The following is a 25716-nucleotide window of genomic DNA, read 5'->3' as shown; positions in this document are numbered from 1 at the left end:
GTCTCTCCACTTATTGTTTTTGGCATTGGCCGAGGGTTTCAGCCTGTGGAGATAAATTGTACTAGATGGTTAATTTGGTCAATTGAAGAGGCGGTTCTCAAGGTTAATGTGTGCGGTGATCGGACGGTTTCGGCTTTTCAGCGGGGCAGATGCTCAACCAGGAAATCGATAAACGCCCTTAAACGCAACGGCATATGGCGCGTTTGCGGGTAGAGCAGGGTGAACGGCCGCGAGCGCCCGCCATAGGGCTTGAGCACTTCCACCAGCGAGCCATCGGCCAGTTCGTTTTCGACGATGAAGCGATAGGTCTGGAACAGTCCCGCGCCATGTTTGGCCAGGGTCACGCCGCCCAGCACATCATCGGAACAACTGAGGTTGCCCTCGGCCAGAATCTCCCGGTGCACGCCATTGTCGTTGAACAGCCAGGCAATCCGCCGACCGCTGCTGGGCAATTCGTACTGGATGCACTCGTGCTGTTTAAGATCATCCAGCGTTTGTGGAATGCCCGCGTGCTTGAGGTAGTCAGGACTGGCAATCATCACCAGCGCGGCGTCTTCCAACTGTCGGGCTATCAGGCCGGAATCCGGAATCGCCCGCACGCGGATCGCCATGTCATAGCCTTCACCGACGAAATCGATGTTGCGATTACTGATGTGCGACTCGACCTTCACCGCTGGAAAGCGCGCCCGGAAAGCCGGCAACAACGGCAGAATCCGGTGATGGGCATAGGTGGTGGGAATGCTGATGCGCAGGGTGCCGGAAGGCTGTTGCTGCTGGCCCATGACCTCACGCTGGGCCTCGACCAGTTGCGCCAGCGCCTGGCGACATTCTTCGTAATACCGGCGACCACTGTCGGTCAGCTTGACGCTGCGAGTGGTGCGGGCGAACAACTGCACGCCCAGGCGTTCTTCCATGCGCGACACCGAACGGCTCACGGCTGCGGGCGTCACGCCAGCCACCAGTGCGGCAGCGGTAAAGCTGCCGGCCTCGGCGGCCAGGCAAAACAGCTCGATGCTGCCCAGTTGAAGATCGTCGAATTGTCGCTGCATGATTGATTACACCGGGGATCAAATGAAGTGTGTGAGTCAGTGTTTATCAGATGTCTGCACACAGATACAGGGCGTTCGTGATGAACAAACCCGTCGGGTTGATTTCCTGACAAGCCAAGACAGCCGTCCTCGGGACGGCTTTTTTGTAGGCGCGAGGAAAGGATTGCTTACCATTTTGCGGTGTTATCCACCGGCCCGAGCCGAGCCTTGGCGCTAGTCTCAAAAGTCGCAGTGATGATTCAGCACTGTGCCAGTTATCGGATTTTCCAGGGAATGTCGGGTCTTCGGGCTCATTAACCTAACGGATGGGTTAGCATGCGATTATTCAGCTACAAAGGGTTTTCAATGGTGATTATGTTGCGCGATGAGCACTGCCCGCCGCATGCACATGTGGATGCCGGAACCTGGAGTGCGCGCTTCAAATTCAGCTTCTGGCACAACAGTGTCGAGCTGTGGGACGTGGTTCCTCATTCTCGAAGGCCACCTGTAGCGGTGTTGGAAGGGTTGCGTCACGCGCTCGGACAACCCGCTCATTTGCGCCGCGCTCGGTGCATCTGGTGGGACAAGCTGCACACGGTCTGCCTCGATCATCAGATATGGGACTGGCAAACCAGCGAAGTCGTGGTGGTAAAAAGGGTCGCCAGTACGACCTGCATGATTGGCTCGGCTTGCTATGAGCCCGAGACGAACAAGACCCTGCTGGCGCTGATAGGCGTTCCGGAGGGCGTGGAGATCGAACTATGAAAACGATAACAGCAAAAATGTTGGTGGATCGGCCCGTAACCGAAGCCGTGCTGGATGAAGCCATCCAGCGTGGCCAGCTGCGCCACAAAGGCGGTCTGCGGGCGACTTCGGTGACCTTTGTGGAACCGTGCCTGGCGGTCAATTTCATTGATGGCAGTGGCGTGCTGTTGCCCGTGCAGCACTATCCGGAGTTCGATGATTTCGACGTCGAGGATTTCGCAGACCTGAAAGTCGGCTTTTCCGGGACTGCCCTTTGCCACGAGGGCAAGGATCTGCAAGTCTCCATCGCCGGGATGATTTCGGCCAGCAAGCCGCTGATGGAGATGGCTGCGTCGGTCATCGCCTCGCGTAATGGTCGCCAAAGCAGCGCTGCCAAAGCAGAGGCTGCGCGGGCGAATGGCCGTAAGGGCGGGCGCCCGCGCAAGACAGATATCACCCTTTAAGCACGCACAAAAAAGCCGTCGTGATGACGGCTGATTTGTATCTGGCGTCGGCAATTACCGGCGGGTCAACAACACCCCGGATTCCATGTGATGGGTCCACGGGAACTGGTCGAACATTGCGCATCGGGTGATGCGATGGGTGTCGTGCAACTGGGCGATGTTGGCCGCCAGGGTTTCCGGGTTGCAGGAGATGTAGAGGATGTTGTCGAAGCGACGGGTCAGCTCGCAGGTGTCCGGATCCATGCCGGCGCGAGGCGGATCGACGAAGACGCTACCGAACTCGTAGCTCTTCAGATCGATACCGTGCAGACGACGGAACGGACGAACTTCGTTCAGGGCTTCGGTCAGCTCCTCGGCGGACAAGCGCACCAGGGTGACGTTACCCACAGCGTTTTCGCTGAGATTGCTCAACGCGGCATTGACCGACGCCTTGCTGATTTCGGTGGCCAGCACTTTGCGCACGCGCGTCGCGAGCGGCAAGGTGAAGTTGCCGTTGCCGCAATACAGCTCCAGCAAATCGTCGGAGCGATCACCGAGTGAGTCGTAAGCCCAGTTGAGCATCTTCTGGTTCACGGTGCCGTTGGGCTGGGTGAACGCGCCTTCCGGCTGGCGATAGCTGAAGGTGCGACCGCCGACGTCCATCTGCTCGACCACGTAATCGTGACCGATCACTTCGCGTTTGCCCTTGGAACGGCCGATGATGCTGACGTTCAAATCGGCTGCCAGTTTCGACGCCGCCGCGTGCCAATGCTCGTCCAGCGGGCGGTGATAGCACAAGGTGATCATCGCATCGCCGGCCAGGGTGGTCAGGAACTCCACCTGAAACAGCTTGTTGCTCAGGGCCGCACTGGCTTGCCACGCTGCTTTCAGCTGCGGCATCAATTCGTTGATGCGCAGGCTGGCGATCGGAAATTCTTCGATCAGGATCGGCGTGCGCTTGTCTTCCTGGGAAAACATCGCGTAGTGACGATCACCGGCTTCGCGCCACAGGCGGAATTCGGCGCGCAGGCGGAAGTTTTTCAGCGGCGAGTCGAACACCACAGGTTCTGGCGCACCGAACGGGGCCAACAGGTCACGCAGGCGCGTGACCTTCTCTTCGAGCTGAACGGCGTAAGCCTTGGAATCAAAAGTCATGCGTTGAACCAACCCAGCTTGATCACGAACAGAATCGACAGAATCACCAGTGCCGAGTTCAGCTCACGGCCGCGGCCTGACAGCAACTTGATCGCGGTCCAGGAGATGAAACCGAAGGCGATGCCATTGGCGATGGAATAAGTGAACGGCATGGCCAGAGCAGTGACCACGACCGGTGCGGCGACGGTGATGTCGTCCCAGTCTATTTCGGCCAGGCCGGATGTCATCAGTACCGCGACGAACAGCAGCGCAGGTGCGGTAGCAAAGGGTGGAACGCTGGCCGCCAACGGCGAGAAGAACAGCGCCAGCAGGAACAGAATCGCCACGACAACGGCGGTCAGGCCAGTGCGGCCACCGGCACTCACGCCGGCTGCGGATTCGATGTAACTGGTGGTGGTCGAGGTGCCCAGCAGCGAACCGGCCATGGCCGCGGTACTGTCGGCAATCAGGGCGCGACCCATTTTCGGCATGTGGCCGTCCTTGCCCATCAGGCCCGCGCGCTTGGCGACGCCGATCAGGGTGCCGGAGTTGTCGAACAGGTCGACGAACAGGAAGGCGAAGATCACGCTGACCAGCCCGATGTCCAGGGCGCCCTTGATGTCCAGTTGCAGGAAGGTCGGGGCCAGGGACGGCGGCATCGACATCACGCCGCCGAACGGGGTGAAGCCCATCACGATCGAAGCGATGGTCACTGCCAGAATGCCGATCAGTACTGCGCCGCGTACTTTCAGTGCTTCAAGGGCCACGATCAGGGCAAAGCCGAGGGTCGCGAGGATCGGGGCCGGTTGTTTCAAATCGCCGAGGCCGACCATGGTTGCCGGGTTGCTCACCACGATGCCTGCGTTATGCAGGGCGATCAGGGCCAGGAACAGGCCGATACCGGCGGCAATCGCCGAGCGCAGCGGCAACGGGATACTGTTGATGATCCATTCGCGGATGCGGAAGATCGACAGCAGGAAGAACAGCACTGCCGAAATGAACACCGCCCCCAGCGCTACTTGCCAGGTGTGGCCCATGTGCAGGACCACGGTGTAGGTAAAGAAGGCGTTCAGGCCCATGCCCGGCGCGAGCGCGATCGGGTAGTTGGCGATCAGGCCCATCACCGTCGAACCGATGGCGGCTGCCAGACACGTGGCGACGAACACCGCGCCCTTGTCCATGCCGGTCTCGCCGAGGATGCTCGGGTTGACGAACAGAATGTAGGCCATGGCCAAAAAGGTCGTGAAGCCCGCCAGAATCTCGGTCCGCACGTTGGTGTTGTGTGCCTTGAGTTGAAACAGCCTTTCCAGCATGTCTGCTCCCCGTGGCGCGCCAGGCGCCGTGAATGTATCGACCTCAACAGCAAAGCACAGACCGCTGCTGGCGCCTGGTAATTTTCTGTGGGTCGGAAAAAGCCGCGCATCATACCAGCAGCGTGGGGTTATGGCTGCTTATGGCTGCGATCGTCGTCGATGTTTTGCGGTAAAGCCAAGTGCGCCATACTGCGCGCTGGTTTTGGGGGTACTTATGTATTGCATGAATAAACGTCTGATTGCCGTATTCGGAGTGTCGATCGCCTTGTTCCTGGGGGCACACACCGCCTCGGCTGCATCGGCGGCGCCGTTGAGTCAGGTGAAGGTACTCAAGGTCGAGTCGCCGAGCTGTGGTTTTGAAGACATTGCGCAGGGGCAAGAGCAAACCCGCTGCAATCACAGCGGACCGAACATCAAGGTCTACGTGCTGGAAGTCGGTTACGGTCGTAGCGCGCATGTCGGGGTGGACGGTTTTGAAGTGAACGGCACCCGGACCCCGGTCTGTGCGTTTGATAATGGCAACCTGACTGAGTGCACCGTCGGGAAAAAAACCGTCGGCTATCTGTACGTCTTCGATCTGGCGGGTAAACAGGAAGGCACGTTCACCTTCAGCAACACGTCGATCAACGCGCCAGGCAATACATTGTCGACGCAGCTTTACATCAAGTAACGGCAGGCTCGAACAAGGGGCGGGAAAGCTGACTACGCTTTAAAGATCATCCAGTGGACTGCGCCCATGACCTTTAGAGCTCTGATTACCCTCGCCGAGGGCATCGATGACCTGCAATCAGTGACCCTGATCGATGTGCTACGCCGTGCCAAGGTTGAAGTGGTGGTGGCCAGCGTCGAGGGACGGCGCATGCTCACCTGCGCGCGCGGCACCCGAGTGACGTCCGATGCGATGCTGGTGGACGTGCTGGCACAGCCGTTCGACCTGATCGTCCTGCCCGGTGGTGACGTGGGGGCGCAACATCTGGCGGCGCATCAACCCCTGCAACAATTGATCAAGGATCAGGCAGCGGCCGGGCGCCTGTTCGCCGGCATCGCCGAGGCCCCGGCGCTGGCGTTGCAAGCCTTTGGCGTACTGCGTCAGCGGCGCATGACCTGCCTGCCCTCGGCCAGCCATCAACTGTTGGGGTGCAACTTCGTCGATCAACCGGTGGTGGTCGATGGCAACTGCATCACCGCGCAGGGTTCAGGGGCGGCATTGCAATTCGCCCTGACGCTGGTGGAGCAACTCTGCGGTAAGGCCACGCGAGCGGCGGTGGCGGGGGAGTTGGTGGTCTAGAACGTGCCCCGGACAAACTGCTTCAGACCTTCACTTCTTCCACCGGCACATGCATGCGGTCGCGCTTAGCCAGGGTCGGGAACAGTTTGATCCACGCCCCGGTCACCACCAATGTGCCAATACCGCCCATGACCACGGCCGGTACGGTGCCGAACCAGTGGGCGGTCAAGCCGGATTCAAACTCGCCCAACTGGTTCGAAGCACCGATGAACAGGCCGTTCACGGCACTGACCCGACCGCGCATTTCGTCCGGGGTTTCCAGTTGCACGAAGGAGGCGCGGATCACCATGCTGATCATGTCCGCCGCGCCCAGCACCACCAACACCGCCAGGGAAAACCAGAACGAGGTCGACAGGCCGAACGCAATGGTCGCGACGCCGAACACACCCACTGCGGTGAACATGACCCGTCCGACGTTGCGCTCCACGGCAAATCTCGCCAGGTACAGCGACATCAGCAGCGCACCGACTGCCGGCGCTGAACGCAGCAGGCCCAGGCCCCAAGGGCCGGTCAGCAGGATGTCCTTGGCGAACACCGGCAGCAACGCCGTTGCGCCACCGAGCAGGACGGCAAACAGATCCAGAGAAATCGCCCCGAGAATGTCCGGACGACTACGAATGAAGCGGATACCCGCCAGCAGTGAATCCAGCGTCGCCTTGCCCTTGTTCAGCGGTGTCTGCCGTGCAGGCAAGTTGAGCATCAGCAGGCAGGCGATGAGGTAGAGGATCACCGTCGGGCCATAGACCCAGACGCTGCCGAAGGCGTAAAGCAATCCTCCGAGGGCCGGGGCAACGATAGTCGCCGATTGCTGTGCGGATTGGGCGGCGGCGACGGCGCGGGGGAACAGCGCGCTGGGCACGATGCTCGGCAACAAGGCTTGAGTGGTCGGCATTTCGAAGGAGCGGGCGGCACCGAGCAGGAACGCGAGGATGAAGATCATCTCCCGGGTGACATTGTCGGTCGCGCTACCGATGGCCAGCGACAGGGCGATCAACGCTTGCACGGACTGACAGATTGCCGCGACCTTGCGCCGGTCATAACGGTCCGCGACGTGCCCGGTGTGCAGCATGAACAGCACCCGCGGGGCGAATTCCACCAGACCGACGAGGCCCAGATCGAGCACATTGCCGGTCAATTGGTAGAGGTTCCAGCCAATGGCCACGGTGAGCATCTGGAAACCGCTGGCGGTAAACACCCGAGCCAGCCAGAACGCGATAAAAGGGCGGTGATGACGTAACAGCAAAGGCGCTTGGCTGGGCATCTGAGGGCAGGTCTTGAGCGAGGGGAGGGTCGAGATTATCACCAAGCTGTAACCAAAAGTTGCAGGGCAGGGAAATTTAGTTAGCTAGACACCGATCTCGAAAACGCAGAAAGCCCGCTCCCACAGGGAATATGTTTCTGCCTATGACCGTAGCGCTGAGGCAACCTGTCACGCGGCAAAAGACCACACCGTCCATCGTCAAAAATGGGACTACTCTTTCAACGTTGCTTGATCCAGATCAAGACCGCTCGTGGAATTGATCCGGCGGCCAGATGGCCAGACTCCCTACGTTGTGATGTTTGTAGAAAAAGAACGAATTCAAATTCGCCACACTCCATATCCGTGGGGGCAGTGGGTGTAGGCCGCAAGCCTTCAGCCGGTATTACCTGACAGAGGAAGACTTATGTTCGGTTTGGAGGCACTTGATCTCGCCCGGATTCAGTTCGCGTTCACCATTTCGTTTCACATTCTATTTCCCGCCATCACCATTGGCCTGGCGAGTTACCTGGCGGTGCTCGAAGGTCTGTGGCTGAAAACCCATAACGACACGTACCGCGATCTGTACCACTTCTGGTCGAAGATCTTTGCGGTCAACTTCGGCATGGGCGTGGTCTCCGGACTCGTCATGGCCTATCAGTTCGGCACCAACTGGAGCCGCTTCTCGGACTTCGCCGGCTCCGTGACCGGGCCACTGCTGACGTACGAAGTACTCACCGCTTTCTTCCTCGAAGCCGGTTTCCTCGGGGTCATGCTGTTCGGCTGGAACAAGGTCGGGCGCAATCTGCACTTCTTCGCCACGGTCATGGTCGCCATCGGCACACTGATCTCGACCTTCTGGATTCTCGCGTCCAACAGCTGGATGCAGACGCCGCAAGGCTACGAAATCGTCAATGGCCAGGTCATTCCGGTGGACTGGCTGGCGGTGATCTTCAACCCGTCGTTCCCGTACCGCCTGATGCACATGGCCACGGCAGCGTTCGTTGCGACCGCCTTCTTCGTCGGTTCCTCGGCGGCCTGGCATTTGCTGCGAGGCAAGGACAACCCGGCGATCCGCACCATGCTCTCGATGGCCATGTGGATGGCCTTGATCGTGGCGCCGATTCAGGCGGTCATCGGTGACTTCCACGGGCTGAACACGCTTGAGCATCAGCCGGCGAAAATCGCCGCGATTGAAGGTCACTGGGAAAACCACGGCGATGAGCCGACCCCGCTGATCCTGTTCGGCTGGCCGGACATGAAAGAAGAACGGACCAAATTCGCGGTAGAGATCCCGTACCTGGGCAGCCTGATCCTCACGCACTCGCTGGACAAACAGGTCCCGGCACTCAAGGAATTCCCGCCGGAAGACCGGCCGAATTCAACCATCGTGTTCTGGTCGTTCCGGATCATGGTGGGCCTGGGCATGCTGATGATCTTCACGGGTCTGTGGAGCCTGTGGCTGCGTAAACGCGACAAGCTGTATACCTCGCGACCGTTCCTGTACCTGGCGTTGTGGATGGGGCCGTCCGGCCTGATCGCGATCCTCGCGGGTTGGTTCACCACTGAAATCGGCCGTCAGCCGTGGGTGGTCTACGGCCTGATGCGCACGGCAGACGCGTCCTCCAATCACAGCTTCATGCAGATGAGCATCACGTTGATCATGTTCGTCGTGGTCTATTTCGCGCTGTTCGGTGCCGGTCTGGGCTACATGATGCGCCTGGTGCGCAAAGGGCCGAAGATCGACGAAGGCAAGGAAACCAACGAGGGTGGTCCTGGCCAGAAACGCACGCCGGCCCGTCCGCTGTCCGCCGCCGATGACAACGGTGACGACGACCACCGCCCCAGCCTGACCAAGGAGATTTGACTCATGGGTATTGATCTTCCGCTGATCTGGGCCGTGATCATCATCTTCGGCATCATGATGTATGTGGTCATGGACGGTTTCGATTTGGGGATCGGGATTCTCTTCCCGTTCATTCCGGGCAAGACCGATCGTGACGTGATGATGAACACCGTCGCGCCGGTCTGGGACGGTAACGAAACCTGGTTGGTACTGGGCGGTGCAGCGTTGTTCGGTGCCTTTCCGCTGGCCTATTCGGTGGTGCTCTCGGCGTTGTACCTGCCGCTGATTTTCATGCTGATCGGGCTGATCTTTCGCGGCGTGGCCTTCGAGTTTCGCTTCAAGGCCAAGGACGACAAGCGCCATCTCTGGGACAAGGCGTTCATCGGTGGCTCGGTTGCCGCCACCTTTTTCCAGGGCGTTGCGTTGGGTGCATTCATTGATGGGTTGCCGGTGGTCAATCGCCAATTTGCCGGTGGCTCACTGGACTGGTTGACGCCGTTCACCCTGTTCTGCGGCGTGGCGCTGGTGGTGGCTTATGCGCTGCTCGGTTGCACCTGGCTGATCATGAAGACCGAAGGCAAGTTGCAGGAACAGATGCATGACCTGGCTCGGCCACTGGCTTTTGTGGTACTGGCGGTGATTGGTATTGTCAGCATCTGGACCCCGCTGGCCCATGCCGAGATTGCCGCTCGCTGGTTCACCCTGCCGAATCTGTTCTGGTTCCTGCCGGTGCCGATTCTGGTGCTGGTGACCATGTACGGTCTGATCCGTGCAGTGGCTCGCAATGCGCACTACACGCCATTCCTGCTGACGCTGGTGCTGATCTTCCTCGGCTACAGCGGTTTGGGTATCAGCCTGTGGCCGAACATCGTGCCGCCGTCGATCTCGATCTGGGACGCTGCCGCACCACCGCAAAGCCAGGGCTTCATGCTGGTGGGCACGCTGTTCATCATCCCGTTCATCCTGGGTTACACCTTCTGGAGCTACTACGTGTTCCGCGGCAAGGTCACCCACGAAGATGGCTATCACTAGAACGCGCGACTGTGGCGCAGGGCTGATACCTGCGCCGTTTCTTCAGAGGAGATTGCGATGATGGCGGGTAAACATTCCTTGCAGGAAATCGAAGCAGCAGAGAAAAAGCCGCTTTGGCAGCGACTCGGCTGGCTGGCGATGATCTGGACCGGTAGCGTTGTGGCGCTGTTCATCGTGGCCAGTCTGATGCGCATGTTCATGAATGCCGCGGGGCTGACGACCCACTGATTTTTTGCAGCAGATCCCATCCCGTTGCCTTGCGGCACGGATTCACAACCCTCCTTGGCTGGAGGGTTTTTTTTACCCGGGATTATTTTCGGGCTTTAAGGATCACGAACTTGGGTGTGGCCGCCACTTGCTCGACACCGCGGAACAGCCGCGCGAGCTTGCTGTGATAACCCAGGTGACGGTTGCCGACGATGTACAGCGCGCCACCGACGACCAGCGCCTCTCGGGCCTGCTGGAACATGCGCCAGGCCAGGAAGTCGCCGACGACTTGTTGTTGGTGAAACGGCGGGTTGCACAGTACGACGTCCAGAGACTGTGGTTCCTGGCCCGCCAAACCATCGCCGGCACGTACCACCACTTCCCGGTCACCCAGTGCCGCGCGCCAGTTTTCGGCCGCCGATTGCACGGCCATGAACGATTCATCCACGAGCGTGTAGTGGGCGTCTGGGTTTTGCAGGGCACTGGCGATGGCCAAAACGCCGTTGCCACAACCGAGGTCGGCCACCCGCGCGGAGCCAAGGTTCTTTGGCAGGTGCGGCAAGAACGCTCGCGTGCCGATATCCAACCCTTCGCGGCAGAACACATTGGCGTGATTCAGCAGTTCGATCTCAGGGGCGTCGAGTCGATAGCGGGTCGGGTAGGGGGACACGACGGGTGCTTTGACTTCAGCGGTCGCGATCAATAGCCGAGCCTTCTTCACCGCCAACGAGGCTTGCACCGGGCCGATGTAGAGTTCCAGCAGATCGCCCGCAGCGCGGGGCAAATGCTTGATCATCGCCGCCGCAATCACCTGGGCTCCCGGCGCCAGTTGGCCTTGCAAGCGAATCAATTGTTCTTCCAGCAAGGCGAGGGTTTTCGGGACCCGGATCAGTACCCGGTCAAAGGGGCCTGAAAAGGCTTCACTGGCAGGTACGCTTGGCACCGCATCAAATGCCAGGCCGTTACGGATCAGATTTTTTTCCAGTCCCTGAAAGGCCAGGAACGAGTCGCCGCTGCTGGTCACTTGAACCTTGCCCACCAGGCTGGCGGCCAATGCGCCAAAGCTGTCGTTGAGCACCAAAACCCGAGTGTCGGCCGAGGGCTGTTGGTCGGCCAGATGGGTTAGCAGGTATTCGTCTGCGGCGTCAAACGCCTGCAGCGGTTCGTTCTGCTGTTCGGGCTGGCGGATCAGGTCGAGTCGGGCGAAGGGTGTTTCGAGCAAGGGCATGAGGCGGGGCTCTGGGTAATCAACGGGGGTCATCAACAGGTGTCCCGCGGCCCAAGGGCGTTGTAGCGGGCGAGACCGTCCGAGTGTACTGCGCCGTGAAGGTTTACACGTCATCACTCAAGAAGGACCGCAAATGGTACGTTTTTTTCTTTTGGATTACTTGCAGGTTTTTTGGCTCAGCGAATCGCGCTGCTGTTGAGAATACCGTCCTTGGTTGCGGCGATGACTGCGGAAATCTTGTTATTGACTCCCAGTTTCAGAATCGCGCTTTGCACATGAAAATTGACCGTGCGTGCGCTGAGATTGAGGATTCTGGCACTCTCATAGGCAGTCTTGCCATCAGCCGCCAGCCTCAATACATCGATTTCGCGGGGAGACAAATGCGGCACGACCGGCTTCGCCGCTTTCTTGGGCAGTGTCTGTGTGACCAACCCGTGCAGGTGGCGCCCGATGAACACCGAGAAACCGAGATTTTCATACAGCTCAAATGCAGTGATCGGGCAATGGCTTCTGGCCAGGCTCAGAATGCTGCAAACACCATTGTCCTCGTCATGGACCGATTGTGACCAGCCATGCTGCAATCCTTGCTTCTCAAGCGCATCCCACAACCAGGGAGTCTTGGAAAAAAGTTCTTCGCTCCATAGGACAGGCAATCTGGAGTGATTGCAGTGAGCCACTACCGGGTCTATTGCGTTGAAATTTTTTTGTTCATATTCAATGTTCCAATCCGTCGGGTAGTTGTTGAGTTGGACTGTATTAAAGTGGTCAGTTTTTGTTTGGTATGTTGTTGAAAAAGCGAAAAATTTAAAGCCAATGTTTTTCGCAAAGCCGAGTGAAATCCGGTAGGCAGTCTCAATCTCCGTTGCCTGTGATAATTGATTGAGTTGTGATTCCTTCCACCTCTCCATTGTGTCTCTCCAGATGTTGATACTTGGGGGTGCCATTTTGGATCCAAGATCTGGCACGAAGGCGAGTGTAGGATGTTTCCTAAGTCTGTGTGAGACTTTTTAGCTTGGTTTGAGATTTTTAAACAAATATCTGGTTCTAACGTCAGGAAATTAGAGTAGATAAGGGCATGTCGGGCTTATTGTAATCAGGCTCGTTAACCGCGTGGTTAATGTTTAAGTCGTACTATGAACTTAATGTAAATGAGGTCCTGGCTAAAGCCACTACAAATCACCGGTGTTTAAGCTGTCCGCTTTGCGGGACACTGTGGCTATCTGTTGAATGGAGCACCCCATGACCGCCAGCGCAGAAAAATTCACTCGCCAGACCTTGCTCGACGTCCAGTCGCTGACCCCCAGTCTGTTCACCCTGCGGACCACCCGGGACCCGGGTTTTCGTTTTCGTGCAGGACAATTCGCCCGGCTGGGCGTTACCAAGGCTGACGGCAGCACCGTATGGCGCGCCTATTCCATGGTGTCGTCGCCCTATGACGAGTTCCTCGAATTCTTTTCCATTGTGGTGCCAGGGGGGGAGTTCACCAGTGAGCTGAGTCGGCTGGGAGTCGGCGATACGCTGCTGGTCGAGCGTCAGGCCTTTGGTTACTTGACGCTCGATCGCTTTGTCGACGGCCGTGATCTCTGGCTGTTATCCACAGGCACCGGCCTGGCGCCGTTTCTGTCGATCCTGCAGGACTTCGAGGTCTGGGAGAAATTCGAACGAATCATCCTGGTCTACAGCGTGCGTGAAGCCCGGGAACTGGCTTATCAGGACCTCGTCAGCGGGTTGGCCGAGCGCGACTATTTAGCGGAGTTTGCGCACAAACTGCAGTTCATCACTACCGTCACCCGGGAGCAACATGCTGGCGCTCTGAGCGGCCGGATCACTGCGCTGATCGAAAATGGCGAGCTGGAGCGGGCGGCAGGCCTGGCGCTGACAGCCGAGCACTCAAGGGTCATGCTCTGCGGCAACCCGCAGATGATCGATGACACGCGCAAATTGCTCAAACAACGCCACATGCACTTGAGCCTCAGTCGCCGGCCCGGGCAGGTGGCGGTGGAAAACTACTGGTAAAAAAACGGCGCCTCAAGGGGCGCCGTTGATTGTTTGACTAACGTCTTCAGGGCCGATTGTTCTGAGCCTTGAGCAAATCGCGGATCTCTTCCAGTAGCTCTTCTTCCTTGGTCGGAACCGGCGGCAGCGTTGGCGCTACGGCCTCTTCGCGTTTCAGGCGGTTGATGGCTTTGACGCCCATGAAGATCGCGAAAGCGACGATGATGAAGTCAATCAGGCTCTGGATGAATTTGCCATACGCCAGCACTACCGCGGGGACATCGCCGTTGGCTGCCTTGAGCGTTACGGCCAGATCACTGAAGTCCACCCCTCCGATCAGCAGGCCAATCGGTGGCATTACCACGTCGCCGACGAACGATGAAACGATCTTGCCGAAGGCGGCGCCGATGATGATACCGACCGCCATGTCGACCACGTTACCTTTGACCGCGAAGGCCTTGAACTCACTTATCACGCCCATAGGTTATTCCTTGTTACAGATGAGGTTGGTGAACGCAGTGTAAATCAGCATGGTGCTTCGTGCTTGAAACAACTGTGTATAGCGCTTGCCGGCCACCGTGTTCGGGGTAGCCGCTTTAATGTTGGGCGTCCCGGGCGCCCGTGGGCATTTTCTCCCTCGATCGCTCAGCTCTGCTGAGTGGAGGGAGTGCAGAAACAAACATAAAAAGTAGGGGCTTTAGTATCACTCGTTCGATGCAAGGATAAGCTGCGGTATATGTCGTTTAATGTGAATGGTTTACAGGATGTATGGACTCGTACCTTAAACAGTCCCATCTGATATTTGATGCGGAGAATGCCATTATATTGCCACTGGCTTGGTTGTTCGTATTGTAAAGTTTGCTTAACGGCTGGATTGTACATTCAAGTTGTAAATGATGAAGGCCTGTACAGGTTCTGGTTTTTGTTTTATTGAGCGAGACAACTATTGTGTAAAGTAATTTCTGAGAAAGTTGTACAGTTTTCACCGTTAGTAATGCAGTGGATGTATTCAAAAGACTGAACAAGTTGCTGCCAGGGGGGCGCTGGGTAACTTCGCCGCGCGTGACCCACTCCAGCTGAGCTATCATCGCGGTTTTTGCCGGGAGTTCAGATGGCCAAGGCCAAGCGCATGTACGGCTGCACCGAGTGCGGCTCAACCTTCCCCAAGTGGGCTGGCCAATGCGGCGAGTGCGGGGCCTGGAACACCCTGACCGAAACCATGGTGGAGAGCGGTGGCGCAGCAGCCCCCAGCGGTCGCACCGGCTGGACTGGTCAACAGGCACAGATCAAGACCCTGGCCGAAGTCAGCGTTGAAGAAATCCCGCGTTTTTCCACAGCGTCCAGCGAGCTCGATCGGGTGTTGGGCGGTGGTCTGGTGGACGGTTCGGTGGTGCTGATCGGCGGTGATCCTGGCATCGGCAAATCGACCATTCTGCTGCAAACCCTGTGCAACCTCGCCAAAGTCATGCCGGCGCTGTACGTCACCGGCGAAGAATCCCAGCAGCAAGTGGCCATGCGCGCGCGCCGTCTCGGTTTGCCTCAGGATCAACTGCGGGTGATGACCGAAACCTGCATCGAAACCATCATCGCCACCGCCCGGCAGGAAAAGCCCAAGGTAATGGTGATCGACTCGATCCAGACGATCTTCACCGAGCAACTGCAGTCGGCACCGGGTGGCGTGTCCCAGGTCAGGGAAAGCGCGGCGTTGCTGGTGCGCTATGCGAAGCAGAGCGGCACGGCCATTTTCCTGGTCGGCCACGTGACCAAGGAAGGCGCTTTGGCGGGGCCACGGGTGCTGGAGCACATGGTCGACACGGTGCTGTATTTCGAAGGCGAATCCGATGGGCGTTTGCGTTTGCTGCGGGCGGTGAAAAACCGTTTCGGCGCCGTCAACGAACTGGGCGTATTCGGTATGACCGACAAGGGGCTGAAAGAAGTCTCCAACCCTTCGGCGATTTTTCTCACCCGTGCGCAGGAAGAAGTGCCGGGCAGTGTGGTCATGGCGACGTGGGAAGGGACGCGGCCGATGCTGGTGGAAGTCCAGGCGCTGGTTGACGACAGCCATCTGGCCAATCCACGTCGGGTAACGCTGGGTCTGGATCAGAATCGGCTGGCGATGTTGCTGGCGGTGTTGCACCGTCACGGCGGCATTCCGACCCACGATCAGGATGTGTTTCTCAACGTGGTTGGCGGGGTGAAGGTGCTGGAAACGGCCTCCGATCTGGCGCTGATGGCGGCGGTCATGTCCAGTTTGCGCAACCGGCCACTGCCCCACGATCTGTTGGTGTTCGGCGAGGTCGGGCTTTCCGGCGAAGTACGCCCGGTGCCGAGCGGCCAGGAACGCTTGAAAGAAGCCGCCAAGCACGGCTTCAAACGCGCCATCGTGCCTAAGGGCAATGCGCCTAAAGAAGCGCCGCCGGGGTTGCAGATTATTGCCGTAACGCGCCTGGAACAGGCGCTCGACGCCCTGTTCGATTAACTTTCCAGACAGAACACAAACCCTGTGGGAGCGGGCTTGCTCGCGAAGAGGGAGTGTCAGTTGCCATCAATGGCACCTGACACACCGCTTTCGTCGGAACGCCGCCCGGAGCAAGCCCGCTCCCACATTGGAATGACGCCAGTCTTTAGATTTCGATCAGAGCGCCCAGTTCGCGCTCAAGCTGTTGCGGATCGCCAAGGTTGAGCTCAACCAACCGCCGCAGGCGTTCGATGGATTCCAGGCTGATGTGTTTGCAGACGAAGCCGAGCTGACCATGATCATCGTGGGTCAGTTGCACATCCATCTTGATGGCGACGTCCTCGTTGAGATGAACATCGACCAGGAAATGCCACTCCCGATTTCCCAGCCACGGTTCGGGCTTTTCGATCAACAGTCCCTTCAGTGACAGATCGATCAACTTCACCGGCCAGATGAATTCCCCTTGGCTCAGCTCGGTTCGGGCATCGAACGCAATACGTTTGAAGCGGCGGCGATCGGCAGGGTGCTCGCTCATGAGGCAATCCTCGTAAATGTTCGCTGACTATAGACCCGCATTGTCACAGGTTGCCAGCAAAGTGATGGCTCAACCCATGTCGGGGGATGGCCTTTGCGGCCGTTAGCGCTAAACTCGGGATGACTGTCTTTCTTGTCCACCCTGGCTGGAATCATAAAATGAAAAATAATAATAGCCTGCTACGCCACCTACCCTGGCTGCTGCTGGCAACCGTAGGGGCGTGCGCCCTGGGTGTAGTGGCATTGCGCCGAGGCGAGGCAATCAACGCCTTGTGGATTGTGGTCGCTGCCGTGGCCATCTATCTGGTTGCGTATCGTTACTACAGTCTGTTCATCGCTAACAATGTGATGCAGCTCGACCCGCGACGGGCCACCCCCGCCGTGCTCAACAATGACGGTCTGGACTACGTGCCGACCAACAAACACATCCTCTTCGGCCACCACTTCGCAGCCATCGCTGGCGCAGGGCCGCTGGTCGGTCCGGTCCTGGCGGCGCAGATGGGTTACCTGCCCGGGACGCTGTGGCTGATTGCCGGCGTGGTGCTGGCCGGTGCCGTTCAGGACTTCATGGTCCTGTTCATGTCCACCCGCCGCAACGGCCGTTCCCTGGGCGACATGGTTCGTGAGGAAATGGGCCGCATCCCCGGGACCATCGCGCTGTTTGGCTGCTTCCTGATCATGATCATCATCCTCGCGGTGCTGGCGCTGATCGTTGTGAAAGCCCTGGCCGAAAGCCCATGGGGCATTTTCACGGTGATGGCGACCATCCCGATCGCGATGTTCATGGGCATTTACATGCGCTACATCCGTCCGGGCCGCATCGGTGAAATCTCCGTGGTCGGCGTGCTGTTGCTGCTCGGTTCGATCTGGCTGGGCGGGCAGATTGCCGCTGATCCGTTCTGGGCCAAGGCGTTCAGCTTCAACGGCGTGCAGATTACCTGGATGCTGGTCGGTTACGGTTTCGTGGCCGCCTCGTTACCGGTGTGGCTGATTCTGGCCCCGCGTGACTACCTGTCGACCTTCCTCAAAATCGGCACCATCGTGGCCCTGGCGATCGGCATCCTGATCACCATGCCCGAGCTGAAAATGCCAGCGCTGACCCAGTTCGTCGACGGTACCGGGCCGGTGTGGAAGGGCGGTCTGTTCCCGTTCCTGTTCATCACCATCGCCTGTGGCGCGGTCTCGGGTTTCCACGCGCTGATCTCCTCTGGCACCACGCCGAAACTGCTGGATAACGAGGTCAACGCCCGTTACATCGGTTACGGCGCCATGCTGATGGAATCCTTCGTCGCCATCATGGCCATGGTTGCCGCGTCGGTGATTGAGCCGGGCGTGTATTTCGCCATGAACAGCCCGGCGGCAGTCGTCGGCGGTGACGTGGTGGCCGTGGCACAAACCGTCAGCAGCTGGGGTTTTGCAATCACCCCGGAAGCGTTGCAAGCGGTGGCCAAGGACATCGGTGAAACCACGGTCCTGGCCCGTGCCGGCGGTGCGCCGACCCTGGCGGTTGGTATTGCGCAGATCCTGCACAGTGTCCTGCCGGGTGAAAACACCATGGCATTCTGGTACCACTTCGCAATCCTGTTCGAAGCGCTGTTCATCCTGACGGCTGTGGACGCCGGTACCCGTGCCGGACGGTTCATGCTGCAGGACTTGCTGGGTTCCTTCGTGCCGGCGCTGAAACGCACCGAATCCTGGACCGCCAACCTGATCGCAACCGCTGGTTGCGTGGCGATGTGGGGTTGGTTGCTGTACCAGGGCGTGATCGATCCGCTGGGTGGTATCAACACCTTGTGGCCGCTGTTTGGTATCTCCAACCAGATGCTCGCCGGTATCGCGCTGATGCTCGGCACCGTTGTGCTGATCAAAATGAAACGCCAGCGCTATGTCTGGGTCACCATGCTACCTGCCGTGTGGCTGCTGATCTGCACCACCACCGCCGGCTTCATCAAGCTGTTCGATGCCAACCCGGCGATCGGCTTCCTGTCGCTGGCCAAGAAGTACAGCGATGCGCTGGCCAACGGTCAGATCCTCGCCCCGGCCAAGGACATTACGCAGATGCAGCACGTGATCTTCAACGCCTACACCAACGCAACGCTGACGGCGCTGTTCCTGTTCGTGGTATTCAGTATCCTGTTCTATGCGCTCAAGGTCGGCATTTCCGCCTGGGGCAGCAAACAACGTACGGATAAAGAAGCGCCATTCCAGGCTCTGCCGGATGCTTGATCGAGGATTGCAGTATGTTCAATGACCTGAGTCGCCTCGGTAAATACCTCGGTCAGGCCGCGCGCCTGATGGTCGGCATGCCCGACTACGACAATTACGTCGAGCACATGCAAACCAAACACCCGGACAAACCGGTGATGACCTACGAGATGTTCTTCCGGGAACGCCAAGAGGCTCGTTACGGTGGCAAGGGTGGGCCGAAGTGCTGTTGATGCAACAGCCAGGCTGATGCAGTCCCTGTGGGAGCGGGCTTGCTCGCGAAAGCGGTGTGTCATTCAACATTAATGTCGACTGAGACACCGCTTTCGCGAGCAAGCCCGCTCCCACAATTTTTTAGTGTTGTTTTCTAATTTTGTGAAACAGGAGAACCCGTTTGTCCTCTCCCATCCCCGTCACGATCCTCAGCGGCTTTCTCGGCGCGGGGAAAACCACGCTGTTGCGCTACCTGCTCAAAGCCGAACACGGCCTGAAAATCGCTGTGATCGAGAACGAATTCAGCGACGCCGGTATCGACACCCAACTGTTGGGCGACGAACCGGTGCAAGTGATGACGCTGTCCAACGGCTGCGTTTGCTGCACCATCCACACCGATCTGACAAAGGCCTTGTACCTGCTGCTCGAACGCCTGGACAGCGGCGAAATCGCCTTCGACCGTCTGGTGATCGAATGCACCGGCCTGGCCGACCCGGCACCGGTGGCCCAAACCTTTTTCATCGATGAAGAGCTGCGCGAGCGCTACATCCTCGACGGCATCATTACCCTGGTCGATGCGGCGCACGCCGACACTCACCTGACTCAAACCATCGCCCAGGCGCAGATCGGTTTCGCCGACCGGTTACTGGTGAGCAAGCGCGATCTGGTGGACGAGGCGACCTTTACCGCGCTGAGCGAGCGCTTGACCCGCATCAACCGTCGCGCACCGATCCGTGTGGTCGAGCACGGCAAGATCGATCTGGCCGAATTGCTCGACGTGCGCGGTTTCAACCTCAATGCCGACCTTGGCGGCGGTGTCAGCCTGCGCCCGGTGAGCAAAGCGCCGTCCATCGACCGCATTTCGAGCCTGGTGCTGCGCACCGACAAGCCGCTGGATATCGACAAGCTCAGCGAGTTCATGAACGAACTGCTGGAAGATCATGGCAAGCAATTGCTGCGCTACAAAGGCGTGTTGAACATCCTTGGCGAGCCGCGGCGCATGGTGTTTCAGGGGGTGTTGAAGTTATACGGATTCGATTGGGACACGGAGTGGGCTGACGATGAAACGCGTGAAAGCGTGATCGTGTTCATCGCCGATGATTTGCCGGAAGAGAGGATTCGTGAAAGCTTTTCTCGCGTAGAAGCATAACTGCCGAGGTATTTGCTCGATGGTAAGTTTGTCCTGCCTTTTCTTGTTATATGAAAAGGCAGGTCCTGAAATGATTAAACGGTCAGAATGCTCGAGTCTACGTTGCGCTTGATGATTTTCAGTGTGAAGTTTATCTGGACTCCCGCGCCTGTATAGATAATAAATCCTTCGCTTGTATTCTTTCGGCGCTTTAGCGAGTAGTTGTTAGCATGAATTGTTACGGACAGAGTGTTTGATTTGGGGTCGTCGAGAGAAGCAAGGTTGCCGTTCTTGTCTGAAAAATGAAACATGGCGGATTTCTTTGGGCCTGCATTCGGACCATCCATCGCGGTGAGACAGTCATTTTCGTCAATGCCGACTAGTCTGCCAAAGAGCGGGCCAGGCGTGATAACAAACATGCGATAGACAAAACCTCCAATATTCAGGAAGTAGAACTGCAAGGGAGCACGATGCAGGTCTCTATTGGCAAATAAAGTATCTGAAACGAATGTATGAGTGGGGGAGAAGTCGAAGAAGCCCGTGACAGGGATCGTGACTTCGCGGCCGTGTGTCAGGCGAGGGAAATGCAGGTGGCCGTGATCACTGGTCAGTTCTGCAATAAAGGATTGTTCAGCGGTCATAGTTTTATCTTCCTTGATAATAAATTGAGGTTTGTTTTTTGTTCAGTCGGCTGGGCGAAGCCTTCTTGTATACATAAGTCCAGAACTTGGTCTGACAGTGGTGCCCTGGAGACTCCTGTTTTTCGCAACTTTATTGTCGCCATCAAACGCCTCAAGTGAGTAGCGGCTGTTAAGGTTTCGATGCAGTGCAATGATTGTGAAGTCATGGTGTATGTTTATGTTGATTGCTTGGTCTCAGTAAAGCTCGAACCAGAGATTAAATTATTTTTTACTGGTTGTGCTCGTTCCTTTGTTTCAGGAAGTTGGAGGTGTAAATGAGGTTTTTATGTGGGAGGTCTAAAGCAATAGTTGGCAGTTAAAAGCGTGAGATTGTGGGGTGGCATCAGGTTTAAATAGTTTCAAGTTAAAAAACGGCTAAGGAGCCGGGTATCGGGACGGTCAGAAAATGTTGTACGCAAGCCGTTATAAAACTCGATTATGGGTTCAGCAACCTCACCTCTAAATGCTCCAGAAGTCGGGTCATCAAGCCCTCGGCAACTTTGGCATCTCCACACTCCACCGCCTCGACGATCACCGCATGTTCTTGCCACGAGCAGTCACTGCGCACTTGTTCTTCGTAGTAGGCGATGGCCAATGAGGTCAGCGGCACGAGGCTGCCGAGAAATTGTGCCAACGGGACGTTGCCTGCGAGTTGCGCCAGTTGCAGGTGGAACTCGCCCGACAGACGAATAGCCGGCCCGCGTTGGTTTTGCTCGATATAGTGGCGTTCGCGCTCTATCAATTGGCGTAACTGCGGCAGGTGCCGGGGAGCTGGTTGCTGGCAGGCCAGTCGCACCAGAGTGGTTTCGGTGAGCCGGCGGGCATGGAGAATTTGACGAGTTTGTTCGGCATCGGGGGTCGCGACTTGCGGGCGATGATTGGGCCGCAGAATGATGACCTTCTGATGCGACAATCGCGCCAGTACCTGGCGGATGATACTGCGGCTGACACCGAATGCCTGGCCAAGGCTTGCTTCGGTCAAACGGCTCCCCGGGGCAATGCGTTGTTCGAGAATGGCGTCGAAAATTTGCGGATAGATGTCGTCGACGCCATGCTTCTTGTCGCTCTGGTGGCGCAAGGGCAGGGCGGTGGAATTCGAGAAAACGGGAATCTTCAAGGCGTAGGCGCTCATGGCCTGTCTCCAGTCCGGTTGCCAATAGGTTTTTTTCAGTACGGCTATTTGCCCAGATTGTCGTCCGGAATATTCAATTCGATGCCCATCCGCTGGCCTTCCCGAAGGATGTGCCGACGCATCTCGGCGCTGGCCTGGGCGCTGTTTTTGCTGCGAATAGCGCGCACCACGGCTTCGTTCTCCTCAAGGCGCTCAGCCAAATGCTCCGGGGAGTTGCGCAGCACGTCGGCGCTTTGCTTGAGGGCGTTGCTGGTCTGTTGCACCACACTCTGGAAGATCGGGTTCGAGGTCAGCGTGAACAGCTCTTCGTGGAACGCGATGTAGGCGTTCACCCCGGCTTCGCTGTCGTTGGCTTCCAGCGCCTCGCGCATGTCCATCAGGGTCAAGCGCAGTTGCCCGACTTCCTTGCTGCTGATCGACTGCGCCACCAGGCCGACAATGAACGGCTCGAGGGTGTAGCGCAGTTGCAGCACGTCTTCCAGGCTCGCACCGGCGACTGCGCTGTCGTGGCTTTGACTGTCGCTGAGGTTGGCCTCCAGCACCACCACGCCTTTACCCGGCATGGAACGCACCAGCCCAAGGGTTTCCAGCACGATGACGGCTTCACGCAGGCTCGGGCGGCTGATGCCCAGTTGCTCAGCCAGCTCGCGCTGCCCTGGCAGCATCTCGCCGGAGCGCCACTGACCACGGGCCAACGCGGCCCGGAGTTTTTCTACTACTGAATTCACAACGGTCGACGAGGTGATCACTGTTCGCTCCATGAGCATCCAAAACGATTGATGACCGTGCCTGCCCGTGGGCAGGCACGGCGATTATTCAGAATTCCTGCTGATGCGCAGGGCCGACGGGCTTTCTCGGCTGGAAGGTATAACCCACCTGGCCAGAAAGTACTTTGTTCGCCCGTTGGATATCGATGTCCTTTTCCCAGCGCGCGATGGCCACGGTGGCGACGCAGTTGCCGATCAGGTTGGTCAGCGCCCGGCCGATGCCCATGAACCAGTCCACTGCCAACACCAGCACCAGGCCGACCACCGGAATCGCCGGGATCGCCGTCAGGGTCGCCGCGAGAATCACCAGTGCCGAGCCGGGAATCCCGTGGGCACCTTTGGAGGTGATCAACGACACCAGCAGGATGGTCAGCAGGTCGGTAATGGCCAGCGGCGTACCGGTGGCATTGGCGATGAACACGATGGCGAGGGTCAGGTAGATCGAGAAACCGTCCAGGTTGAACGAGTAACCGGTAGGAATCACCAGCCCGACCGTCGAACTGCCGATGCCCAGATGCTCAAGCTTGCGCATGATTTGTGGCAGCACGGCGTCGGAGGAGGCGGTGCCCATGACGATCAGCAGTTCTTCGCGCAGGTACTTGAGCAATGGCCACATCTTCAGGCCCGAAAGGCGCATCACCAGGCCGAGAATCAATGACACAAACGCGAAACAGGTCAGGTAAAACAGGCCGACCAGGCTGCCCAGGTGCTGCAGCGAATCCAGGCCATATTTGCTGGTGGTGAAAGCGATGGCGCCGAACACGCCGATCGGCGCCAGACGCACGATCATGCCCATGATGCGGAAGATCACGTGGCTGAGTTCGTTGATCAACCGGGAAATACCGGAGGCCGCTTCACCCACCAGATTCAGGGCGCTGCCGAACAGCACTGAAAACAGCAGGACTTGCAGAATGTTGTTCTCCGCGAAGGCGCCGATCACCGAGGTCGGGATCAGGTCCATCAGGAATTGTGTGGTGGTGTGCATGTGCTGACCGCGCTGGGCGATGTCGCCCATGTCGGCAGCGGAAAGCTGATCCAGATGAATGTTCGCGCCGCTGCCGATGCCGGTGCTGAAAGCGAACACCAGACCAATCACCAGGGCGATGGTGGTCAGGACTTCAAAGTAGATCACCGATTTCAGGCCGATGCGTCCGACCTTCTTCAGGTCGCCGGCACCGCTGATGCCGCTGACCACCACGCAGAACACGATCAGACCGATAAGCATCTTGATCAGTTTGATGAAGCCATCGCCGAGCGGTTTGAGCTGGGCGGAGTATTCAGGAAGGGTCAGCCCACAGACGATGCCGAGCACCAGTCCGAGAACCACTTGGAGGAAGATTGAACGCGAGCACCATCTGAGCATGGGAGGAATCCTGGTCGGTGTCCTGGCTGCCGTGCGCTTCGCGCATCAGATTCAGGACTTAATTATTGTGGTCTTACCGGTATGTCCAGTGCAGGCGCAGTCTAGGCGCTGTTTTTGGGTGTTCGCAAGCAAATTTTGAGTAATTGGCATGACCGGTCTTACCAGTTGGGCGCAATGCCCCGACCTTGAGCCTTTTCGCGGTTTGAAAAAATTGCGGACGAAAAAAAACCGGCCATCACTGGCCGGTTTTTTCATTGCTGCGGTTTAGCGGGCTGATTAGGCGCCGTATACCGGCAGCTTCTTGCAGATGGCCTTGACCTTCTCACGAACGGCATCGATCACCGCTTCGTTGTTCAGGTCCGCCAGGATGTCGCAGATCCAGCCGGCCAGTTCTTTGCACTCTGCTTCCTTGAAGCCACGAGTGGTCACAGCCGGAGTACCGAAGCGCAGACCGGAGGTGACGAACGGGGAGCGTGGATCGTTTGGCACGGAGTTCTTGTTCACGGTGATGAACGCTTTGCCCAGAGCGGCGTCGGCGTCTTTACCGGAGATTTCCTGCTTGATCAGCGACAGCAGGAACAGGTGGTTCTGAGTACCGCCCGACACTACGTCGTAACCGCGCTCGATGAACACGCCGGCCATGGCCTGGGCGTTTTTCACCACTTGTTGCTGGTAAGTCTTGAACTCAGGTTGCAGCGCTTCTTTGAAGCAGATCGCTTTAGCGGCGATCACGTGCTCCAGCGGGCCACCCTGGGCGCCCGGGAATACCGCGGAGTTCAGCTTCTTCTCGATGTCGGCGTTGGCGCGAGCCAGGATCAGGCCGCCACGTGGACCGCGCAGGGTCTTGTGCGTGGTGGTGGTCACGACGTCAGCGAAAGGCACCGGGTTCGGGTAGACGCCAGCGGCGACCAGACCGGCCACGTGGGCCATGTCGACGAACAGGTAGGCGCCAACCTTGTCGGCGATTTCGCGGAAACGCGGGAAGTCCAGAATCTGCGAGTAGGCAGAGAAACCGGCCACGATCATTTTCGGCTTGTGCTCAACCGCCAGACGCTCGACTTCGTCGTAGTCGATCAGGCCGTTGCTGTCGATACCGTATTGAACGGCGTTGTACAGCTTGCCGGAGGAGGAAACGCTGGCACCGTGGGTCAAGTGACCGCCGTGCGCCAGGCTCATGCCCAGGATGGTGTCGCCCGCTTGCAGCAGAGCCAGGTAAACGGCGCTGTTAGCTTGCGAACCGGCGTGCGGTTGAACGTTGGCGTAATCAGCGCCGAACAGTTCTTTTGCACGGTCGATGGCCAGTTGCTCGACCACGTCGACGAACTCGCAACCACCGTAGTAGCGCTTGCCCGGGTAGCCTTCGGCGTACTTGTTGGTCAGTACCGAGCCTTGAGCTTCCATGACCGCAGGGCTGGTGTAGTTTTCCGAAGCGATCAGCTCAATGTGCTCTTCCTGGCGCTGAGCTTCTTGCTCCATGGCGGCAAAGAGATCGGCGTCGTACTTGGCAATAGTCAAATCACGGCTGAACATGGCGGTCCTCAGGGATCGGGGCAGAAAAGGGGGGCATTCTAACCCAATGGGTTTTAGATGGCATATGAAAGGACATCATGTCGCAGACAAGTGGGCTTCATGACCAGATATGCGGTGCATCGGAGGGCCTCTTCGCGAGCAAGCCCGCTCCCACAGGGGAGTGCATTTCAAAATGTGGGAGCGGGCTTGCTCGCGAAGGGGCCGCCCGCA

Annotated in this window: 25 protein-coding genes; 12 read left to right on the top strand and 13 right to left on the bottom strand. The window is 58.2% G+C overall.

Annotated features, from left to right (window positions below):
• Positions 1 to 137: 137 nt before the first annotated feature.
• Positions 138 to 1049 carry a LysR family transcriptional regulator gene (locus KW848_RS16985; RefSeq protein ID WP_111451128.1) on the bottom strand — a complete coding sequence of 304 codons (912 nt, stop codon included), beginning with the start codon at positions 1047 to 1049 and terminating at the stop codon, positions 138 to 140.
• 315 nt (positions 1050 to 1364) lie between these two features.
• Here KW848_RS16985 and KW848_RS16980 point away from each other — a divergent pair, with 315 nt between their 5' ends.
• Positions 1365 to 1793, top strand: a complete 429-nt coding sequence (locus KW848_RS16980; RefSeq protein WP_111451127.1) for a DUF4160 domain-containing protein — start codon at positions 1365 to 1367, stop codon at positions 1791 to 1793.
• Complete coding sequence (locus KW848_RS16975; RefSeq protein WP_218537527.1) at positions 1790 to 2236, top strand: DUF2442 domain-containing protein; 447 nt, start codon at positions 1790 to 1792, stop codon at positions 2234 to 2236. Before KW848_RS16980 ends, KW848_RS16975 begins: the two co-directional genes overlap by 4 nt.
• Positions 2237 to 2290: 54 nt before the next feature.
• On the opposite strand, the gene trmA is transcribed toward KW848_RS16975, so the two are convergent.
• Entirely contained in the window at positions 2291 to 3370 is a 1080-nt protein-coding gene (trmA, locus tag KW848_RS16970; RefSeq protein ID WP_218537526.1) for a tRNA (uridine(54)-C5)-methyltransferase TrmA, read from the bottom strand.
• Positions 3367 to 4662, bottom strand: coding sequence for an NCS2 family permease (locus KW848_RS16965; RefSeq protein WP_192410846.1), 1296 nt, complete (start codon positions 4660 to 4662; stop codon positions 3367 to 3369). The genes trmA and KW848_RS16965 overlap by 4 nt, the downstream gene beginning before the upstream one ends.
• A 214-nt stretch (positions 4663 to 4876) precedes the next feature.
• On the opposite strand from KW848_RS16965, the gene KW848_RS16960 reads away from it, so the two are divergent.
• A complete protein-coding gene (locus KW848_RS16960; protein ID WP_111451123.1) occupies positions 4877 to 5332 on the top strand; it encodes a DUF4879 domain-containing protein in 456 nt (151 codons plus the stop codon).
• A gap of 66 nt (positions 5333 to 5398) precedes the next feature.
• Positions 5399 to 5950 (top strand): DJ-1 family glyoxalase III, encoded by a 552-nt coding sequence (locus tag KW848_RS16955; RefSeq protein ID WP_111451122.1) that lies wholly within the window; start codon positions 5399 to 5401, stop codon positions 5948 to 5950.
• A gap of 22 nt (positions 5951 to 5972) precedes the next feature.
• Here the strand turns inward: KW848_RS16955 and KW848_RS16950 are convergent, their stop codons facing one another.
• Positions 5973 to 7211 carry an MFS transporter gene (locus KW848_RS16950; protein WP_218537525.1) on the bottom strand — a complete coding sequence of 413 codons (1239 nt, stop codon included), beginning with the start codon at positions 7209 to 7211 and terminating at the stop codon, positions 5973 to 5975.
• 403 nt (positions 7212 to 7614) lie between these two features.
• Between KW848_RS16950 and KW848_RS16945 the strand changes: the two genes are divergently transcribed.
• The 3 genes from KW848_RS16945 to KW848_RS16935 are packed head-to-tail and all read left to right on the top strand — an operon-like array spanning position 7615 to position 10293.
• Positions 7615 to 9054, top strand: coding sequence for a cytochrome ubiquinol oxidase subunit I (locus tag KW848_RS16945; RefSeq protein ID WP_218537524.1), 1440 nt, complete (start codon positions 7615 to 7617; stop codon positions 9052 to 9054).
• 3 nt (positions 9055 to 9057) lie between these two features.
• Positions 9058 to 10065, top strand: coding sequence for a cytochrome d ubiquinol oxidase subunit II (gene cydB, locus KW848_RS16940; RefSeq protein WP_123367752.1), 1008 nt, complete (start codon positions 9058 to 9060; stop codon positions 10063 to 10065).
• Positions 10066 to 10125: 60 nt separating this feature from the next.
• Positions 10126 to 10293: a DUF2474 domain-containing protein gene (locus KW848_RS16935; RefSeq protein WP_074880353.1), complete on the top strand. Its 168-nt coding sequence runs from the start codon at positions 10126 to 10128 to the stop codon at positions 10291 to 10293.
• Between the two features lie 82 nt (positions 10294 to 10375).
• Here the strand turns inward: KW848_RS16935 and KW848_RS16930 are convergent, their stop codons facing one another.
• Positions 10376 to 11500 (bottom strand): methyltransferase, encoded by a 1125-nt coding sequence (locus KW848_RS16930; RefSeq protein WP_218537523.1) that lies wholly within the window; start codon positions 11498 to 11500, stop codon positions 10376 to 10378.
• Positions 11501 to 11676: 176 nt separating this feature from the next.
• Positions 11677 to 12408: an autoinducer binding domain-containing protein gene (locus tag KW848_RS16925; protein ID WP_218537522.1), complete on the bottom strand. Its 732-nt coding sequence runs from the start codon at positions 12406 to 12408 to the stop codon at positions 11677 to 11679.
• A gap of 331 nt (positions 12409 to 12739) precedes the next feature.
• Between KW848_RS16925 and KW848_RS16920 the strand changes: the two genes are divergently transcribed.
• The gene (locus tag KW848_RS16920) at positions 12740 to 13516 is read left to right on the top strand and encodes a ferredoxin--NADP reductase (protein ID WP_111451115.1); all 777 of its coding nucleotides are present in this window, start codon (positions 12740 to 12742) and stop codon (positions 13514 to 13516) included.
• Positions 13517 to 13562: 46 nt separating this feature from the next.
• Here KW848_RS16920 and mscL read toward each other — a convergent pair whose 3' ends face one another.
• A complete protein-coding gene (mscL, locus tag KW848_RS16915; protein WP_008149145.1) occupies positions 13563 to 13976 on the bottom strand; it encodes a large-conductance mechanosensitive channel protein MscL in 414 nt (137 codons plus the stop codon).
• Positions 13977 to 14606: 630 nt separating this feature from the next.
• On the opposite strand from mscL, the gene radA reads away from it, so the two are divergent.
• The gene (radA, locus tag KW848_RS16910) at positions 14607 to 15974 is read left to right on the top strand and encodes a DNA repair protein RadA (protein ID WP_218537521.1); all 1368 of its coding nucleotides are present in this window, start codon (positions 14607 to 14609) and stop codon (positions 15972 to 15974) included.
• Between the two features lie 145 nt (positions 15975 to 16119).
• Here the strand turns inward: radA and KW848_RS16905 are convergent, their stop codons facing one another.
• Entirely contained in the window at positions 16120 to 16488 is a 369-nt protein-coding gene (locus KW848_RS16905) for a PilZ domain-containing protein (protein WP_192410852.1), read from the bottom strand.
• 158 nt (positions 16489 to 16646) lie between these two features.
• Between KW848_RS16905 and KW848_RS16900 the strand changes: the two genes are divergently transcribed.
• The 3 genes from KW848_RS16900 to yjiA all read left to right on the top strand — a co-directional run bounded on the left by KW848_RS16900 (position 16647) and on the right by yjiA (position 20055).
• Entirely contained in the window at positions 16647 to 18713 is a 2067-nt protein-coding gene (locus tag KW848_RS16900) for a carbon starvation CstA family protein (protein ID WP_218537520.1), read from the top strand.
• A gap of 14 nt (positions 18714 to 18727) precedes the next feature.
• Positions 18728 to 18925: a YbdD/YjiX family protein gene (locus KW848_RS16895; RefSeq protein ID WP_008154232.1), complete on the top strand. Its 198-nt coding sequence runs from the start codon at positions 18728 to 18730 to the stop codon at positions 18923 to 18925.
• Positions 18926 to 19086: 161 nt separating this feature from the next.
• Complete coding sequence (gene yjiA / locus KW848_RS16890; protein ID WP_218537519.1) at positions 19087 to 20055, top strand: GTPase; 969 nt, start codon at positions 19087 to 19089, stop codon at positions 20053 to 20055.
• A gap of 74 nt (positions 20056 to 20129) precedes the next feature.
• Here the strand turns inward: yjiA and KW848_RS16885 are convergent, their stop codons facing one another.
• From KW848_RS16885 to glyA, 5 genes are all read right to left on the bottom strand, one after another.
• Positions 20130 to 20675 (bottom strand): hypothetical protein, encoded by a 546-nt coding sequence (locus KW848_RS16885; RefSeq protein WP_218537518.1) that lies wholly within the window; start codon positions 20673 to 20675, stop codon positions 20130 to 20132.
• Between the two features lie 475 nt (positions 20676 to 21150).
• Positions 21151 to 21846, bottom strand: coding sequence for a GntR family transcriptional regulator (locus tag KW848_RS16880; protein WP_218537517.1), 696 nt, complete (start codon positions 21844 to 21846; stop codon positions 21151 to 21153).
• A 44-nt stretch (positions 21847 to 21890) separates the two neighbouring features.
• On the bottom strand, positions 21891 to 22595 hold the full coding sequence (locus tag KW848_RS16875) for a FadR/GntR family transcriptional regulator (RefSeq protein ID WP_074871066.1): 705 nt from the start codon (positions 22593 to 22595) through the stop codon (positions 21891 to 21893).
• 67 nt (positions 22596 to 22662) lie between these two features.
• On the bottom strand, positions 22663 to 23976 hold the full coding sequence (locus tag KW848_RS16870; protein WP_218537516.1) for a C4-dicarboxylate transporter DctA: 1314 nt from the start codon (positions 23974 to 23976) through the stop codon (positions 22663 to 22665).
• A gap of 276 nt (positions 23977 to 24252) precedes the next feature.
• Positions 24253 to 25506: a serine hydroxymethyltransferase gene (gene glyA, locus KW848_RS16865; protein ID WP_111451109.1), complete on the bottom strand. Its 1254-nt coding sequence runs from the start codon at positions 25504 to 25506 to the stop codon at positions 24253 to 24255.
• Between the last annotated feature and the right edge of the window lie 210 nt (positions 25507 to 25716).

The organism is Pseudomonas sp. PDM25, assembly GCF_019219045.1.
Classification (GTDB): Bacteria; Pseudomonadota; Gammaproteobacteria; order Pseudomonadales; family Pseudomonadaceae; genus Aquipseudomonas.
This window is presented reverse-complemented; position numbering and strand designations above follow the sequence as displayed.